Origin of the sequence: Arthrobacter caoxuetaonis (assembly GCF_023921125.1) — a bacterium.
Taxonomy (GTDB): Bacteria; Actinomycetota; Actinomycetes; order Actinomycetales; family Micrococcaceae; genus Arthrobacter_B; species Arthrobacter_B caoxuetaonis.
Genome location: NZ_CP099466.1, coordinates 1,292,939 through 1,307,248, shown reverse-complemented (window position 1 = coordinate 1,307,248; position 14,310 = coordinate 1,292,939). Strand labels below are relative to the sequence as shown.

At 66.5% G+C, this 14,310-nt stretch carries 15 protein-coding genes; 2 read left to right on the top strand and 13 right to left on the bottom strand.

The window, feature by feature from the left end:
• Window positions 1–56: 56 nt before the first annotated feature.
• The 3 genes from NF551_RS05900 to rimP form a co-directional block, all read right to left on the bottom strand.
• Window positions 57–296, bottom strand: a complete 240-nt coding sequence (locus NF551_RS05900; protein WP_229971778.1) for a YlxR family protein — start codon at window positions 294–296, stop codon at window positions 57–59.
• A gap of 189 nt (window positions 297–485) precedes the next feature.
• Window positions 486–1,457 (bottom strand): transcription termination factor NusA, encoded by a 972-nt coding sequence (gene nusA, locus NF551_RS05895; RefSeq protein WP_227894823.1) that lies wholly within the window; start codon window positions 1,455–1,457, stop codon window positions 486–488.
• Window positions 1,458–2,084: a ribosome maturation factor RimP gene (gene rimP / locus NF551_RS05890; RefSeq protein ID WP_227894824.1), complete on the bottom strand. Its 627-nt coding sequence runs from the start codon at window positions 2,082–2,084 to the stop codon at window positions 1,458–1,460. It lies immediately after the preceding gene.
• A 105-nt stretch (window positions 2,085–2,189) separates the two neighbouring features.
• On the opposite strand from rimP, the gene NF551_RS05885 reads away from it, so the two are divergent.
• Window positions 2,190–3,266 carry a DUF4439 domain-containing protein gene (locus NF551_RS05885; protein ID WP_227894825.1) on the top strand — a complete coding sequence of 359 codons (1,077 nt, stop codon included), beginning with the start codon at window positions 2,190–2,192 and terminating at the stop codon, window positions 3,264–3,266.
• 133 nt (window positions 3,267–3,399) lie between these two features.
• Complete coding sequence (locus NF551_RS05880; RefSeq protein ID WP_227894826.1) at window positions 3,400–4,392, top strand: aminoglycoside phosphotransferase family protein; 993 nt, start codon at window positions 3,400–3,402, stop codon at window positions 4,390–4,392.
• A gap of 10 nt (window positions 4,393–4,402) precedes the next feature.
• Here NF551_RS05880 and NF551_RS05875 read toward each other — a convergent pair whose 3' ends face one another.
• From NF551_RS05875 to dxr, 10 genes are all read right to left on the bottom strand, one after another.
• Window positions 4,403–5,200, bottom strand: coding sequence for a sulfite exporter TauE/SafE family protein (locus tag NF551_RS05875; protein ID WP_227894827.1), 798 nt, complete (start codon window positions 5,198–5,200; stop codon window positions 4,403–4,405).
• Window positions 5,201–5,208: 8 nt separating this feature from the next.
• The gene (locus tag NF551_RS05870; RefSeq protein WP_227894828.1) at window positions 5,209–7,008 is read right to left on the bottom strand and encodes a proline--tRNA ligase; all 1,800 of its coding nucleotides are present in this window, start codon (window positions 7,006–7,008) and stop codon (window positions 5,209–5,211) included.
• A gap of 114 nt (window positions 7,009–7,122) precedes the next feature.
• Window positions 7,123–7,953 (bottom strand): hypothetical protein, encoded by an 831-nt coding sequence (locus NF551_RS05865; RefSeq protein ID WP_227894829.1) that lies wholly within the window; start codon window positions 7,951–7,953, stop codon window positions 7,123–7,125.
• Window positions 7,954–8,017: 64 nt separating this feature from the next.
• Entirely contained in the window at window positions 8,018–8,908 is an 891-nt protein-coding gene (locus NF551_RS05860; protein WP_423721361.1) for a GNAT family N-acetyltransferase, read from the bottom strand.
• The gene (gene ispG, locus NF551_RS05855) at window positions 8,883–10,049 is read right to left on the bottom strand and encodes a flavodoxin-dependent (E)-4-hydroxy-3-methylbut-2-enyl-diphosphate synthase (protein ID WP_227894830.1); all 1,167 of its coding nucleotides are present in this window, start codon (window positions 10,047–10,049) and stop codon (window positions 8,883–8,885) included. The genes NF551_RS05860 and ispG overlap by 26 nt, the downstream gene beginning before the upstream one ends.
• Window positions 10,050–10,170: 121 nt before the next feature.
• Window positions 10,171–10,464, bottom strand: a complete 294-nt coding sequence (locus NF551_RS05850; protein WP_227894831.1) for a YciI family protein — start codon at window positions 10,462–10,464, stop codon at window positions 10,171–10,173.
• Between the two features lie 19 nt (window positions 10,465–10,483).
• Window positions 10,484–10,942: a hypothetical protein gene (locus tag NF551_RS05845; protein ID WP_227894832.1), complete on the bottom strand. Its 459-nt coding sequence runs from the start codon at window positions 10,940–10,942 to the stop codon at window positions 10,484–10,486.
• Window positions 10,943–10,970: 28 nt separating this feature from the next.
• Complete coding sequence (locus tag NF551_RS05840; protein WP_227894833.1) at window positions 10,971–11,612, bottom strand: MarR family transcriptional regulator; 642 nt, start codon at window positions 11,610–11,612, stop codon at window positions 10,971–10,973.
• A gap of 70 nt (window positions 11,613–11,682) precedes the next feature.
• On the bottom strand, window positions 11,683–13,023 hold the full coding sequence (locus tag NF551_RS05835) for a M50 family metallopeptidase (protein ID WP_227894834.1): 1,341 nt from the start codon (window positions 13,021–13,023) through the stop codon (window positions 11,683–11,685).
• A gap of 25 nt (window positions 13,024–13,048) precedes the next feature.
• The gene (gene dxr / locus NF551_RS05830; protein ID WP_227894835.1) at window positions 13,049–14,272 is read right to left on the bottom strand and encodes a 1-deoxy-D-xylulose-5-phosphate reductoisomerase; all 1,224 of its coding nucleotides are present in this window, start codon (window positions 14,270–14,272) and stop codon (window positions 13,049–13,051) included.
• Window positions 14,273–14,310: the final 38 nt, after the last annotated feature.

The window sequence follows — 14,310 nt, the reverse complement described above, 5'->3', positions numbered from 1 at the left end:
ACAAAGTACTCATCGCTGGGTACTCATCGGGTTTCCATCAGATTTCTGACCCGCTTTCAGGTTGGACGGTTTCGAGGTAGCTCCGGGTCGGAACCAGCCTCTTGAGCTTCGAACCACTGCTCCAGCGCCGAGATATCAACCTGCGCCCGGAAGGCGCGGCCAAAGGCCCTGCGTTTTACAGCCGTTGCGAGGCATGCTGCCTCGGGATGCAACCAGGCACCCCGGCCAGACATACGGCGGCTTTCATCGACCTGGACGGCACGTGTGCCTTCCTTCGATTCAAGCGCCAGCCGCATCAAAGCAGCCTGGTCATCTTTCTTCCGGCAACCAATGCATGTCCGTTGGGGAACATGCACTGATCCTGCCGCAGGCCGCACCGATTCCTCGGGCTGCTGCGGTTGCTGGAAGGCGGACGGTGACCCGGCCATGAACATTCTACCGCTTTTCTCTTCTCATGCCCGCATCCGGTTTCCCGGGCGGGAGTATCAGGCCGACTTTGCGTCGGAGACAATGTCGATCCGCCACCCGGTGAGCTTGGCGGCGAGGCGGGCATTCTGCCCTTCCTTGCCGATAGCCAGGGACAGCTGGTAGTCCGGCACGACGACGCGGGCCGAGCGGGTGTCGGCGTCGGTGATGGTGACGGAGTTCACGCGCGACGGCGAGAGGGCGTTGGCGATGAACGTCGCCGGGTCCTCGCTGAAGTCGACGATGTCGATTTTCTCGTCGTGCAGTTCGGTCATGACGGCGCGGACACGGGAACCCATCTCACCGATGCAGGCACCCTTGGCGTTGACGCCGGCCACGTTGGCCTGGACCGCAATCTTGGTCCGGTGTCCGGCCTCACGGGCCAGGGCAACGATCTCCACCGAACCGTCGGCGATTTCCGGCACCTCGAGTTCGAACAGCTTGCGCACCAGGCCGGGGTGGGAACGCGAAAGCGTGATCGACGGGCCCTTGAAACCCCGGCGGACGTCGACGACGAACGCACGCAGGCGTGAGCCGTGCAGGTACTTCTCGCCCGGGACCTGCTCCGTGGGAGGCAGGAGCGCCTCGACCGAGCCAAGGTTGACCTGGATCATGTGGGGATTGTTGCCCTGCTGGATCTGGCCTGAGACGAGCTCGCCTTCGCGGCCCTTGAACTCACCGAGAATGTTGTCATCCTCCACGTCGCGCAGGCGCTGCAGGATGATCTGGCGCGCGGTGCTGGCCGCAATCCGGCCGAAGCCTGCGGGAGTGTCGTCGAATTCTCCCACTGCCTCGCCGTCGTCATCGACCTCCGTCGCCCAGATGGTGACGTGGCCGGACTTGCGGTCGAGTTCGGCGCGGGCGGTCTCCTGCGATCCCGTCGTCTTGTGATAGGCGACAAGCAGCGCCTGCTCAATCGTCGGAATCAGCTTGTCCAGCGGGATCTCGCGTTCCGCTTCCAGCAGCCTCAGCGCACTCATATCAATATCCATTTAGGCCTCCTCGGCTGTGCTTTCAAATTCATCGGCGTCTTCGCCTGCCGGTTCATCCTCGAGATGGGCGAATTCGATTTCGACCCTCCCCTTGGCGATGTCGCTAAAGGCCAGGTGCGTCTTCTCGCCCTGTTTGGCTTTCATGCCCTTCTTCACGGGCAGTTCCGGAATCAGGGTGATGCCCTCGGCATCGGTCTCCACCAGGCGGCCCGTCACGGCATCGCCGCGCAGCGGGAATACGGTCACCATCCGGCCGGTGTTCCTCCGCCAGTGCCGGGGCTCGGTCAGCGGACGCGAGACTCCCGGGGAAGAAACTTCCAGGCTGTACGGACGTCCGTCGTCGTTCGGGTCCTCATCCATGGCATCCGAGAGGACGCGGGAAATGTCCGCAATGCGGTCGAGGCTGACCCCTCCGGTTTCCGTTTCGGGAAGGTCCACGATGACATGGACGGTACGGTGGGCGCCGGCCAGCCTAATCTCGATTTCCTCCAGGAAGAGTCCTTCGGAGGCGACAGTGGGAGCAAGGTATGCGGTGAGCCGCTGCGTCTCTGCCGCGATCTCTGCACGCTGTGCGTTCTTGCGGTAGTCCGACGACGTGTCTTTTTTGGGGCTGGTCCGACCCGCCATTACTGCCTCCCACTAGATGTTGTTGTAGCTCCTAGCCTACCGACTTTCCCAAGTGCCCGAGTCACCGGTGCAGCCGGGACCCGGTTCGTGACATGATCGACTGTTGTGAATAAGCGCCCTTCGCCCCTGAACACCGCCGCAGCGCGCCCCTCCCGGGCTGCCGCAGCTGCCGGTGTTCTCCGGCGTACCGTGCTGCTTGCCCTTCTGGCCTGCGTCGTTGCTAGTTTCGGGCTCACGGCAGGGACCCGTGCCGAAGCTGACCGGCCGCGCACCTTTTCAGAGCAGGCCCTCAATGAGGCGTTCGCCACTGCACGGGTTTTGGCCGCGGATGCCACCGGTTTGGCGGTGCCCGCGCCGGCAGCCGCAGAGATGAAGCTGCAGGCCCAGACACTGACGGAGCAGGCGCTGCTCCTGTCCGGCCCCGGTGGAACCGCACGTCAGGCCGGCGCCCCCGCCGACGCAGGGAGCTCCGGCGAATCGCCCGTCACGTATGTGCAGGCACTGCAGGCAGCGGCGAGGACCAACCTGGAAGCGGCGGGACGGGCCGACTACGGAACCGCCCGGCTCCTGGCCTCCGTTGGCGCCGGACAATTGCTGCTGGCCCAGCGGGCAGCAGACGTCCTGGGCGAAAACAGCGAACCGCTGCAGGAATCCGGCTGGACGCCGGTCCTCGAGGAGAGTGCTGCGCGGTGCACCAACAGCGACGCTGCTTCCGACCGCACCCAGCTGCGTGACCGTCCCGGGGCAGCTGAGTCACTCCGTGCAGTGCTGGACGCCGAGTTCGGCGCCGTTTATGCCTACGAAGTGGCGCAGGCCCAGGGCGGGAGGTCGATCGCCGTGCTGGGACAAACCGCCGCCGAACACCGTGCCGCCCATCTTAAGGCGGGCGAGGATGGCGTACGGCACCTTCCTTCGCTTTGCCTCCCGGCAGTCAGCCCGCTGCCTGCCTACTCACTCACTGCGGATTTTTTCGCCGACCCGTCCGGAAGCCTGTCCGCGATGGAAGCGGCACTGCCCGGCATCTACGCTGACCTTGCCGGCTCCAGCGACGGCGCCCTGCGGTCCTGGGCCATCGACAGACTGGTGCAGACCTCCCTGGCTGCGTACTCCGATTCGCGCCTTCCTCCCGCTTCACCGGGGATCACGGCCGACCCGGCCAGCCTGCCCTGGGCAGCCGGCTGACCGTCCGGCTCCCGGCACCTGCACACCCGTGTACTGGCCGCACGGGGCTGCTGCCCCTACTCTTGTTTGATGGCCGCGGCTGATGCGGCCCTTGTTTTCTTTCCCCATCCCCATCCCCCATCCGGGAGGCATCATGGCAGCCGCCGTCACCGTACCCGAGGCGCTGCGCCTGCGCTATGTGCGGACACGGCAGGGCAGGGAATGGCTTGATGGGCTTCCGGAACTCGTGGAAACCGCGTTGGTGGACTTTGGCATGGTCACCGACCCCGGCGCAGCTTCACACAGCTGGCACGGACACGGTGCGCTGGTGGTTCCGGTGCGCTCCGCCGCCGGAGGGACCCCGGCCGTACTGAAGTTCCCGTACCCGCACCCGGAGTCCGCAACGGAAGCGGCTGCCCTGCAGCTGTGGAACGGTACCGGCGCTGTCCGGCTGCTTGCCCAGGATCCAGCAGGCACGGCACTGTTGCTCGAGCGGCTGGATCCCGGAACCACCCTGGCGGGGGTACCCGTGCAGCAGGCCGCGGAGGTATGGGGCGGACTGATCCGTATGTTATCCCTGCCCTCCGGCGATGACCCGCTGTGGGCAGCCGTTCCGTCCGTCGCTGAACACGCGGAACAGCTTTCCGATCAGCTGCCGGCGGATTGGGAGGCACTGGGCCGGCCGTTTGAACGCTGGCTGCTGGAGGAGGCGCTCCAGGTCTGCCAGACCCGCGGCGTCGTCGGCCGCCGCTGGAACCGGGACGTCCTGGTGCACGCTGACCTGCACTGCGAAAACGTCCTGCATCGGCTCGCGCCCCACAGCGGCTGGGCGGCGATCGATCCCCAGGCAGTCCTCGGGGAACCCGAGTACGCCGTCGCACCCATGCTGTGGAACCGGCTCCAGGACCTGGACCCGGAGGCGCCGGAACAGTCACTGCAGGACCGGCTCCGCCTTCTTTGCGACGCGGGCGGCCTTGATCCGGACGCTGCCAGGGAATGGAGCATCCTCCGAGAAGTCGTCAACGCGGTGGATTATGTGGGCGAGGGGCAGCATGGGGATGCGCAGCGCTCGGTGTGGGTGGCCTCCGCGCTTGCGGGGCGCAGCCACCCGGGGCTCCCGCCCGTCTGGGAACTTCCCGCGGCCTGATGCAGCGGGCCTAGCCGCTGAAGTTCTCCATCCAGACGTCCGTTCCCAGTTTGATGATGAGCGCGCCGACCACCACCAGGAACACGATCCGGATGAACTTGCTGCCTTGCTTCACGGCCATGCGTGCGCCGATATAGCCGCCGGTCATGTTGGCCAGTCCCAGGATCAGCCCCAGGCCCCACAGCAGGGAACCGTGCGGCAGGAAGAACGCCAGGGCGCCAATGTTGGTTGCCATGTTCACGATCTTGGCCTTCGCGCTGGCAGCCAGGAAGTTGTACCCGAGGAGGGTTACCATCGCGATGATGAGGAAGGATCCCGTGCCGGGTCCGATCAGCCCGTCATAGAAACCGATCACCGCACCGATAGCCCCTGCGGTCCAGTAATGCCGGTTCCCGCTATGCCGGAGCTTGGTCAGCTCGCCCACCGTGGGCTTGGTGGCGGTGAAAACGGCAACCATGATCAGGGCCACCACAATGATGGGTTTGAACACCGACGCCGGCAGTGACGCCGCGAGGACGGCTCCGCCAAAGCTGGCCGCCAGAGCGACTCCGGCCATGGGCAGGGCCGTCTTCAGGTCCGGATGGGCACGGCGGTAGTACGTCACGGCGCTGGTGGTGGTTCCGAAGACGGAACCCATCTTGTTGGTCGCCAGCGCCTCGACCGGGGTGATTCCGGGCACGAGGAGAAGCGCGGGCAGCTGGAGCAGGCCGCCGCCGCCCACAACGGCGTCGACCCACCCGGCTGCAAGGCCCGCCACCACTACCAGAAGAATGGTGGCGAGCGTTATCTCCTCGAGCCCGGAGACCACTTAGGTGCTCAGGACCGGGCAGCGCGGAGCACGTACTCCACGGCTTCGGCAACGGGGACGTTCTCTGCCTCGCCGGTGGCGCGGTCCTTGATCTCCACGACGCCGTCGGCCAGTCCGCGGCCAACCACCAGGATGGTCGGAACGCCGATCAGCTCCGCATCGCCGAACTTCACGCCCGGGGAAACCTTGGGACGGTCATCGTAGATGACCTCCAGGCCGGCTGCTTCGAGCTCTTCGGACAGCTTTGCTGCAGCCTCGAAAATCTCGTCGCCGCGGCCAGTTGCCACTACATGGACGTCTGCCGGTGCGACGGCGCGCGGCCAGATGATGCCCTTGTCGTCACGGTTGGACTCGGCCAGCGCTGCAACGGCTCGGGTGACTCCCACGCCGTAGGAACCCATGGTCACGGTGGCGAGCTTGCCGTTCTTGTCCAGGACCTTCAGGCCCAGGGCTTCGGCGTACTTGCAGCCCAGCTGGAAGATGTGGCCCATCTCGATGCCGCGGGCGGCTTCAAGGGGTCCGGAACCGTCCGGAGCTTCGTCGCCTTCGCGGACCTCGACGGCCTCAATGACACCGTCCCAGGTAAAGTCCCGCCCGGCGACCAGGCCGATCACGTGCTTTCCGGCCGCGTTGGCGCCGGTGACCCAGCGGGTTCCGGAAACCACGCGCGGGTCAACGAGGTACAGCAGGCCGGTGGCCGATTCGGTGCCCAGCACGGCTTCTTCCAGGGACAGGCCCGGGCCGATGTAGCCCTTGACCAGTCCCGGGTTCTTCTTCAGGTCGTCTTCGGTGGCAGCTTCGATGCCCAGCTCGCCGCCGATCTCAAGGTGCGCGCCGATGTTGGCTTCGATCCGCTTGAGGTCCACGGCACGGTCGCCCGGAACACCGACGACGACGATCTGCCGCTCTCCGGTGGGCAGGCTCACAGCAAGCACCACGTTCTTCAGCGTGTCAGCCGCCGTCCATTCGCCGTCGTCCTTCGGGAAGCGGGCGTTGACGTCCGCCACCAGCGTCTCGATGGTGGGGGTGTCCGGGGTGTCCACTACCTGCGCGGCGGGCGCGTCCGTGTAGTCAACCGGTTCCGGTGCCACGGTGGTGACCGCTTCGACGTTGGCTGCGTAGCCACCGGCCGAGCGGACGTAGGTGTCCTCGCCTACCGGCGTCGGGTGCAGGAATTCCTCGCTCTTGGACCCGCCCATGGCACCGGAGACAGCGGAGACCACAACGACGTCGAGTCCCAGGCGCTCGAAGATGCGCAGGTAGGCGCCGCGGTGCGCCTGGTAGCTGGCTTCCAGGCCTTCGTCATCGATATCGAAGGAGTACGAGTCCTTCATGATGAACTCGCGGCCGCGGAGCAGGCCGGCCCGCGGACGGGCTTCGTCGCGGTACTTGTTCTGGATCTGGAACAGGGAGACGGGCAGGTCCTTGTAGGAGCTGTACAGGTCCTTGACCAGGAGGGTGAACATCTCCTCGTGGGTCGGTGCCAGCAGGTAGTCCGCACCCTTGCGGTCCTGGAGGCGGAAGAGGTTGTCGCCGTACTCGGTCCACCGGTTGGAGGCCTCATAGGGTTCACGCGGCAGCAGCGCCGGGAAGTGGACTTCCTGGGCTCCGATGGCGGCCATTTCCTCGCGGATAATGGTCTCCACCTTGCCCAGCACCCGCAGGCCCAGCGGCAGCCACGAATAGATGCCGGGAGCGGCACGGCGGATGTAGCCGGCGCGGACGAGCAGGCGGTGGCTGGCGACGTCGGCGTCGGCCGGGTCTTCGCGCAGGGTGCGCAGGAAAAGGGTGGAAAGTCGAAGGACCACGCGTCGAATCCGTTTCTGCAGCCGCAGGCTGCACGCTAAGGAAGAAGTTCTACGTACTAATCTAGCCGCTTGCTCCGGGTCTCCCTGACACGCGCGCAGTGTGGCGGGGGCGCCCTAGCGGAGGATCAGGCCCAGGTTTTCGAGCACGGCGTCGATCACGGCTGCTGCTTCCTGCACTGCGGCCCGGGGATCGGCAGGCGCGGGCATCGACACGACAATCCGAACGCTGCCGGTCCGCGCGCTGACCACCACCAGCTGGGTCTGGCTGCCGGCGCCGCTGACGGTGGTGTTCAGGGCAAGGGTCTGCTCCGCGGCCGTGGAGGCGTCCAGCTGCGTGTTGGTGATGGTGACCTGCTGGCCGTCCTTTGACATCTTCACTTCGGCGCAGCCGGTCAGGACGGCCTCGTCGATGTACTCCAGCCTGTCCAGAAGGGAATCATCAGCGTAGGCGGCGACGTTGAGCACCGTCGGCGCTTCGCCTGCGGTGCCGTAGGCCAGGCCTGCCAGGGAGGCGTCCTGGACTGCTGCGACGGAGTCAGTGCCTGCGATCCCGGCACAGGCGGCCGGGTCAAAGGTCACACCCTCCGCGGCCTGTGAGCCGGCGGGAAACGCTGCCCGAAGGGACTCCCCGGTGAGGATCTCGCCGCCGAGTCCCAGGTTCGCGTTCACCGACGCAACGGCGGCTTCCAGGCGGTTCGGGGAAAAGTCCGGTTCCCGGCTGGCGGTTCCGGCCGCGGGTCCGGTCCTGGTACCCGTGGAGCTGCGCGGAGTCCCGGCATCCGTACTGGCCGGGAACGTTCCACGCTGGCTGCCGGAAGAAGCCGTCCCGGCAGGCGAGGGGTCCTGCTCCCCCGGGCCGGACGTGCCGGTGCAGCCGGTGAGCAGCTGGCTGCCGGCCAGCAGGCTCCCGGCCAGCAGGCAGGCAGCGGCACGAAGCGGTGTCATGGTTGTTCCACCCTACGGTCCGGCTACCGGCAGCGTAAGGACGGGCCACCCGGTACGGCTGCGCTCAGAACAGGATGGTGGCGAACGTACCCACCTGCTTGAAGCCCACGCTTTCGTACGTGGCCCGGGCGGGGGCGTTGTAATGGTTCACGTACAGGCTGGTGACCGGCGCAAGTTCCTGTGCGTACCGGACGACGGCGGACATGTAGCCCGCGCTCAGGCCCTGCCCGCGGTAGGCCGGGTTCATCCAGACGCCCTGCACCTGGACGGCGCTGCTGGAGACCGTTCCGAGTTCTGCCTTGAAGATCACGTCGCCTGACGGGTCGAACTCCACCAGCGAGTGTCCTTTTTGGATAAGTGAAAGCACACGTTGCCGGTAGTGGCGGCTGCCTCCGGCTACCGGGGAATAGCCCACTTCTTCCTCGAACATCGCGGTGCAGGCCGGAAGCAGCCGGTCCAGGTCCGAGGGGCGTGCCTTGCGCAGCCCGGGGGCCGGCGGAACATCGGAGGCAGCGGAGATTTCCAGCAGCGGCTGGTCGGCGCGGACATCGAAGGGCCGCGGGGAGGTGTGCCGCAGCTCGGACCAGAGGGACAGCACGGCTTCAGCGGGGCCGAAGAGGGAAGAAAACCTGCGCCCGGTGCGGGCGAGGTAGGCGCCGATCTCGGGGCCGACGTCGGCACTCACGCCCGTGGGGACCACGTTGACGCCGGCCCAGCACGCAGCAACCAGCTCGCCGCCGTCGAACACTCCCAGGATCTGGCCGCCCGAGGCGGTGGGCGCGGCCGTGCCGGCGGTCTCCAGATGGGAGAGCAGGAATGTGTTCGCCACGGCATCTGCTGCGGCGAGTTCGGTCAGGGCCGCGGTGTCCGCGGCAGAGAGGATCCGCAGCGTGCCCGTCTGGTGCCCGCTGCGGATCTCAGAGCCGGCCTTAGCCGACGGTAACCATGGGGCCACCCGTGCCAGCATCCTCGCCATCGGCCTCCCCCATATCCTCCGCGATCCTCATCGCTTCTTCGATAAGGGTTTCCACAATCTGGTCTTCGGGAACGGTCTTGATGACTTCGCCCTTGACGAAAATCTGACCCTTGCCGTTACCGGAGGCTACACCCAGATCAGCTTCGCGCGCTTCCCCCGGCCCGTTGACAACACAGCCCATGACGGCGACGCGCAGCGGGACCTCCATGCCTTCGAGTCCGGCGGTGACCTGTTCGGCCAGCGTATAGACGTCCACCTGGGCACGGCCGCAGGAGGGGCAGGACACGATTTCGAGTTTGCGCGGACGCAGGTTCAGGGACTGCAGGATCTGGTTGCCGACCTTGATTTCCTCCACCGGAGGGGCGGAGAGGGACACGCGGATGGTGTCGCCGATGCCCTTGGAGAGCAGTGCGCCAAAGGCGGTCGCGGACTTGATCGTTCCCTGGAAGGCGGGCCCGGCTTCGGTCACGCCCAGGTGCAGGGGCCAGTCGCCGCGCTCGGCCAGCAGCTCATACGCGCGGACCATGACCACCGGGTCGTTGTGCTTGACGGAAATCTTGAAGTCGTGGAAGTCGTGCTCTTCGAAGAGCGAGGCTTCCCACACGGCGGATTCCACCAGGGCTTCCGGAGTGGCCTTGCCGTACTTCGCCATCAGGCGGGGATCCAGGGAACCGGCATTGACGCCGATCCGGATCGAGACGCCTGCGGCCTTGGCCTCGTTGGCGATCTGCTTGACCTGGTCATCGAACTTCCGGATGTTGCCCGGGTTCACGCGGACCGCGGCACAGCCGGCCTCGATCGCCGCATAAACATACTTGGGCTGGAAGTGGATATCGGCGATGACCGGGATCTGCGACTTCTTGGCAATGATCGGCAGGGCGGCAGCGTCGTCGGCGCTGGGGCAGGCAACCCGCACGATATCGCAGCCCGACGCCGTCAGCTCAGCGATCTGCTGCAGCGTCGCATTGATGTCGGTGGTCGGAGTCGTGGTCATCGACTGGACACTGACCGGAAAGTCCGACCCGACGCCGACGGAGCCCACCTTGATCTGGCGGGTCTTGCGCCTCGGAGCGAGGACGGGCGGCGGTGCTGCTGGCATTCCAAGGTTGACCGAGGTCAAAGCTTCCTCCATGTGCCCAAGGGGCAAGTATTAGTCTGTGAACGGCGCGCAGGGGCGCCTTCCCTATTATCCACCTGCCCGCGCACGGTGCGCGGGCAGCGGAGCGAATATCACTCTGGGCTTAGGACGCCAGGTGCGAGAAAGCGCCGGTAACGGGCTGCCATTCGGTGGTCTTCAGCCCCGAGATGCCCCCGCCGGCTGCCAGGGGATCCTGCTTCAGCAGGTTGTTCAGGTCTTCTTCGCTCTCCGCCGTGAAGATCAGCAGGGCGCCGGCGCCGTCGGCAAACGGTCCGCTGGCCAGGACCCTGCCTTCTTCCACGAGGGCTGCAAGCCACTCGCGGTGGGCCGGACGGTGCTGCGCGCGCAGCTCTGCGGACTCGGCGTCGTACACGTACTCAACGGCAAAAATACTCATGAATTCCACCCTAAGGGATTCAGCCCTGCAGCAGTGCCACGCGGACTGCTGCGGCAACCCCCACGGCCCACAGCATGGACGTGAGCGTGCCGATGATGAAGCGTTCGGCCGCGGCCGGTGTTTCCTTCAGCTCGGCGTACCGGCCCAGGCCTTTGACGGCCACGACGTACGCGATGGCGACCGGTTCGTCAGCGAGGACGGCAGCGGCGACGGCAAGCCGTTCCAGGAAACCGATCACCAGCCCGCCCCGCAGGATCACCGGCCCCGCGGGCATGGGCGGCCGGGGCGGAAGGGGCGGCAGCGGATGCACGGCGGCTCCTGCTGGGTCCCGGACCTGGTCAGCAGCGGGGTCGCTGGACGGATCCAGGCCGGGGCGCCCCGCTTCGACGGCCCGCGCCAGTTTCAGGACACCCGAGGTGAGGGGCCATCCCCCGGCGGCGGCGGCCGCCAGTCCGAGCACGATCCACAAGACGTCCATTCCGTTCCTCCCCCTTTGGTACCCCGGGTCAGCTTTGGTTTCCGCCGGCAGCCCGGTCGGCGCGCTCCAGGAGCACCGCTGCGGCGGGACGGGCGGCCCACTCTTCCTGCCAGCCGGAACGCCGGACGGCATTGCTGACGGCCTGGGGACTGACCCCGAGCATACGTGCTGCTTCTGTCTTGGCTCCCCATTTATGCGGTTCGACGTGTTCCAGGATGCGCCACTCGGCCGGACTCCGGCCGCAGACCAGCCGGGCAATCAGGATCAGGACCGCTTCAGCCTGCGCCACTGCGGCAACGGTTTCCGGGGCCGCGCCGGGCCCCGTGCCCGCCGATGCGACGGCCAGGGGCGGACGGTCGCCGGTCTTTTTGGCACGTTCGACGGCGTCACGCGCGGCGACGAAGGCATCTCCCCCGGCTTCCCGGGATGACGCGGGCAGCGGAAGGCTGACCTCGCCCACGCCGATCCCGACGGACCAACCGCCCTGGCGAAGGGCCAGCAGGGCGGCATCCACCACAGTGCCGGCCGATGAGGTGACGCCCTGCACCTCATCCCCCACGGTGCGTTCAAACGGGAGATCCAGATCCAGCGTTCCGAGGAGGTCCAGCAGTTCCGGCACCCGGTCGGCACTGTTCCTGCTGTCTTTTTGGTCGATCGTCATGACGAACATATCGAAACCATATTCGTTTGCAAGTCATATTGCAATCGAAATACGTTTCAATTTAACTTGAAACCCCGAGCTAGAAGAGACTAACCGGCTTCACGATGTCAGCGTAAATGAGCAGGGCACCCATCCCCATGAGCAGCACCGCCACCGCGTAGGTCACCGGGAGCAGCTTGGCCATGTCGAACGGCCCCGGATCGGGACGCTTGAAGAGTTTGGCGAAACCGCGCCGCAGCGACTCCCAGAGCGCCCCGGCAACGTGCCCGCCGTCCAGCGGCAGCAGCGGAATCAGGTTGAACACGAACAGCGCCAGGTTCACGCTGCCCACCAGTCCGATCAGTGTGGCCACACGGTTCTGCACGGGTGCTTCCTCCATGGAGGAAATCTCTCCGGCGATCCGGCCGACGCCCACAACGCTCATGGGTCCGTTGGGATCGCGTTCCTCCGTGGAGAAAGCAGCTTGGGCTACATCGGCAAGCCGCTGTGGAAGATTGATGACAACGCCGGCAATGCTCTGCAGGTTCTCCCCCACCATGGGCAGCACCTCGGTGGCCGGCTGACGGACCAGGGCCGTCTGGGATCCGACGCCTATGAAGCCGACCTCCTGCGTGACCGGATTGCCGCCGTCGTCCAGCACGGGCGTGCCGTCTTCCTCCGTGACGGGACGTTCGGTCAGCAGGGGCGTGATGCCGGCCTCCGCCTGCACTCCGTCCCGCTCGTAGGTGACAGTGACGCTGCGGCCCGCAGCCTCACGGATCAGTTCGGAGAGTTCGGCCCAGCTGGCAACTGGCTTGCCGTCAAAAGCGGTAATGGTGTCCCCGGGGAGCAGCCCGGCTTCGTGCGCCGGAGCGGCCGGGTCGGTGTCGGTGCACTCTGACTGCCCCGCGGCTGCCTGGCTGCCGGTCACCACGCATTCACTGACCGATGCCAGCGTGGTGGTGCTTTGCGAGGTGCCGAAGCCCATGAGCAGCACGGCAAAAAGTACGACGCCGATGAGCAGGTTCATAAACGGCCCGCCGAGCATGATGATGATCCGCTTCCAGACGGGCAGTTTGTAGAACACCCGGTTCTCGTCCCCGGGTTCCAGGCGGTCGGTTTCCGCCTGCCGGGCATCCACGGCGAGCTGCTGGAACATGCCGGTGCTGGAGCGGCGGACATCGCCGTCGGCCGTTTCCTTGTTCGGCGGGAACATGCCGACCATGGAGACATAGCCGCCCAGCGGGAGTGCCTTGAAGCCGTATTCCGTTTCACCCCGCTTGCGGGAGAACACCGTGGGGCCGAAACCGATCATGTACTGCGTGACGCGGACCTTGAAGGCCTTGGCCGGAACCAGGTGCCCTACCTCGTGCAGCGCAATCGACACGGCGATGCCGACGGCCACGAACAGCACGCCCAGGACAAAGAGTAAAACGCTCAACGGACTTCCTTTGGATCAGGGCGGACTACGCTGGCCGGCCGCAGCGGGCACGGGCAGCGGAGCGGGCCCATTGTTCTGCTGCCAGCACGGACTCCAGCGTGAGTATCCCGGTCTCCGTGTGCTCTGCCAGCACGGCGGCGATCGTATCAACAATGTCTGGGAATCCGATGAGACCGTCGTGGAAGGCATCCACGGCTTCCTCATTGGCAGCGTTGTAGACGGCCATTCCGGTCCCTCCGGAGGCCGCTGCTTCCTTGGCCAGCCGTACGGCAGGAAAGGCTTCCTCATCCAGCGGTTCAAATGTCCACTGCGCCGCACGGCTCCAGTCACACGGCGCTGCGGCTCCGCGGACGCGGTGCGGCCAGCCCATGCCCAGGGCAATCGGCAGGCGCATGTCAGGCGGGGATGCCTGGGCGATCGTGGAGCCGTCAATGAACTGGACCATGGAGTGGACGATCGACTGCGGATGCACGACGACGTCGATCCGTTCCAGCGGCACATCGAAGAGCAGGTGGGCTTCGATGACTTCCAGGGCCTTGTTCACCATGGTGGCGGAATTGGTAGTCACCATCCGGCCCATCTTCCACGTCGGGTGGGCCAGCGCCTGCTCCGGTGTCACGTCCGCAAGCTCCGCGCGCTTCCGCCCGCGGAAGGGCCCGCCCGACGCGGTGACGACCAGCCGGTCGACTTCGTCGGGGGTGCCGGACCTCAGCGCCTGGGCCAGGGCCGAGTGCTCCGAATCCACCGGCACCAGCTGCCCGGGCCGTGCGGCCTGCTTCACCAGTGCTCCCCCGACGATCAGGGATTCCTTGTTCGCCAGCGCCAGCAGGTGCCCTGCTGCCAGCGCGGCAAGGGTTGGTTCAAGGCCGATCGAGCCGGTCATGCCGTTCAGGACGACGTCGGCTTCCGGCCAGGCGGCGATGGCCGTCGCGGCACTGGAACCGACAAAAAGCTCCGGCTCGTAACCGGTGACGGACGCAGCCCCGCACGCCCGCGCTATGGCTGTTTCCAGGGTCCGCAGGTCCACGGCGGCGCAGCCCACGGCAGCAGCCCGCGTCTGGACCGCCTGTTCGGCCAGCAGGTCCAGGTTGCTGCCGCCTGCGGCGAGGGCCACGATCTCGAAGCGTTCCGGCGCGGCGTTCGCCACGTCGATTGCCTGCGTTCCGATGGAACCGGTGGAGCCCAGGAGAATTACCCGGCGCGGCGCATGCTCGGCGGTCAGGGGCACGGAGGCATCAGGTAGCTGCATGGTTCCCAGTATCCCGTACCCGGCCCGCCCTGCACGCC

What these genes read in the sequence shown, in the direction of transcription:
- NF551_RS05840 (WP_227894833.1), bottom strand. Translation starts at nt 11,612, where the DNA reads ATGTTCGTCATGACGATCGACCAAAAAGACAGCAGGAACAGTGCCGAC.
- NF551_RS05900 (WP_229971778.1), bottom strand. Translation starts at nt 296, where the DNA reads ATGCGGCTGGCGCTTGAATCGAAGGAAGGCACACGTGCCGTCCAGGTC.
- NF551_RS05880 (WP_227894826.1), top strand. Translation starts at nt 3,400, where the DNA reads ATGGCAGCCGCCGTCACCGTACCCGAGGCGCTGCGCCTGCGCTATGTG.
- rimP (WP_227894824.1), bottom strand. Translation starts at nt 2,084, where the DNA reads ATGGCGGGTCGGACCAGCCCCAAAAAAGACACGTCGTCGGACTACCGC.
- nusA (WP_227894823.1), bottom strand. Translation starts at nt 1,457, where the DNA reads ATGGATATTGATATGAGTGCGCTGAGGCTGCTGGAAGCGGAACGCGAG.
- NF551_RS05850 (WP_227894831.1), bottom strand. Translation starts at nt 10,464, where the DNA reads ATGAGTATTTTTGCCGTTGAGTACGTGTACGACGCCGAGTCCGCAGAG.
- NF551_RS05865 (WP_227894829.1), bottom strand. Translation starts at nt 7,953, where the DNA reads ATGACACCGCTTCGTGCCGCTGCCTGCCTGCTGGCCGGGAGCCTGCTG.
- dxr (WP_227894835.1), bottom strand. Translation starts at nt 14,272, where the DNA reads ATGCAGCTACCTGATGCCTCCGTGCCCCTGACCGCCGAGCATGCGCCG.
- NF551_RS05845 (WP_227894832.1), bottom strand. Translation starts at nt 10,942, where the DNA reads ATGGACGTCTTGTGGATCGTGCTCGGACTGGCGGCCGCCGCCGCCGGG.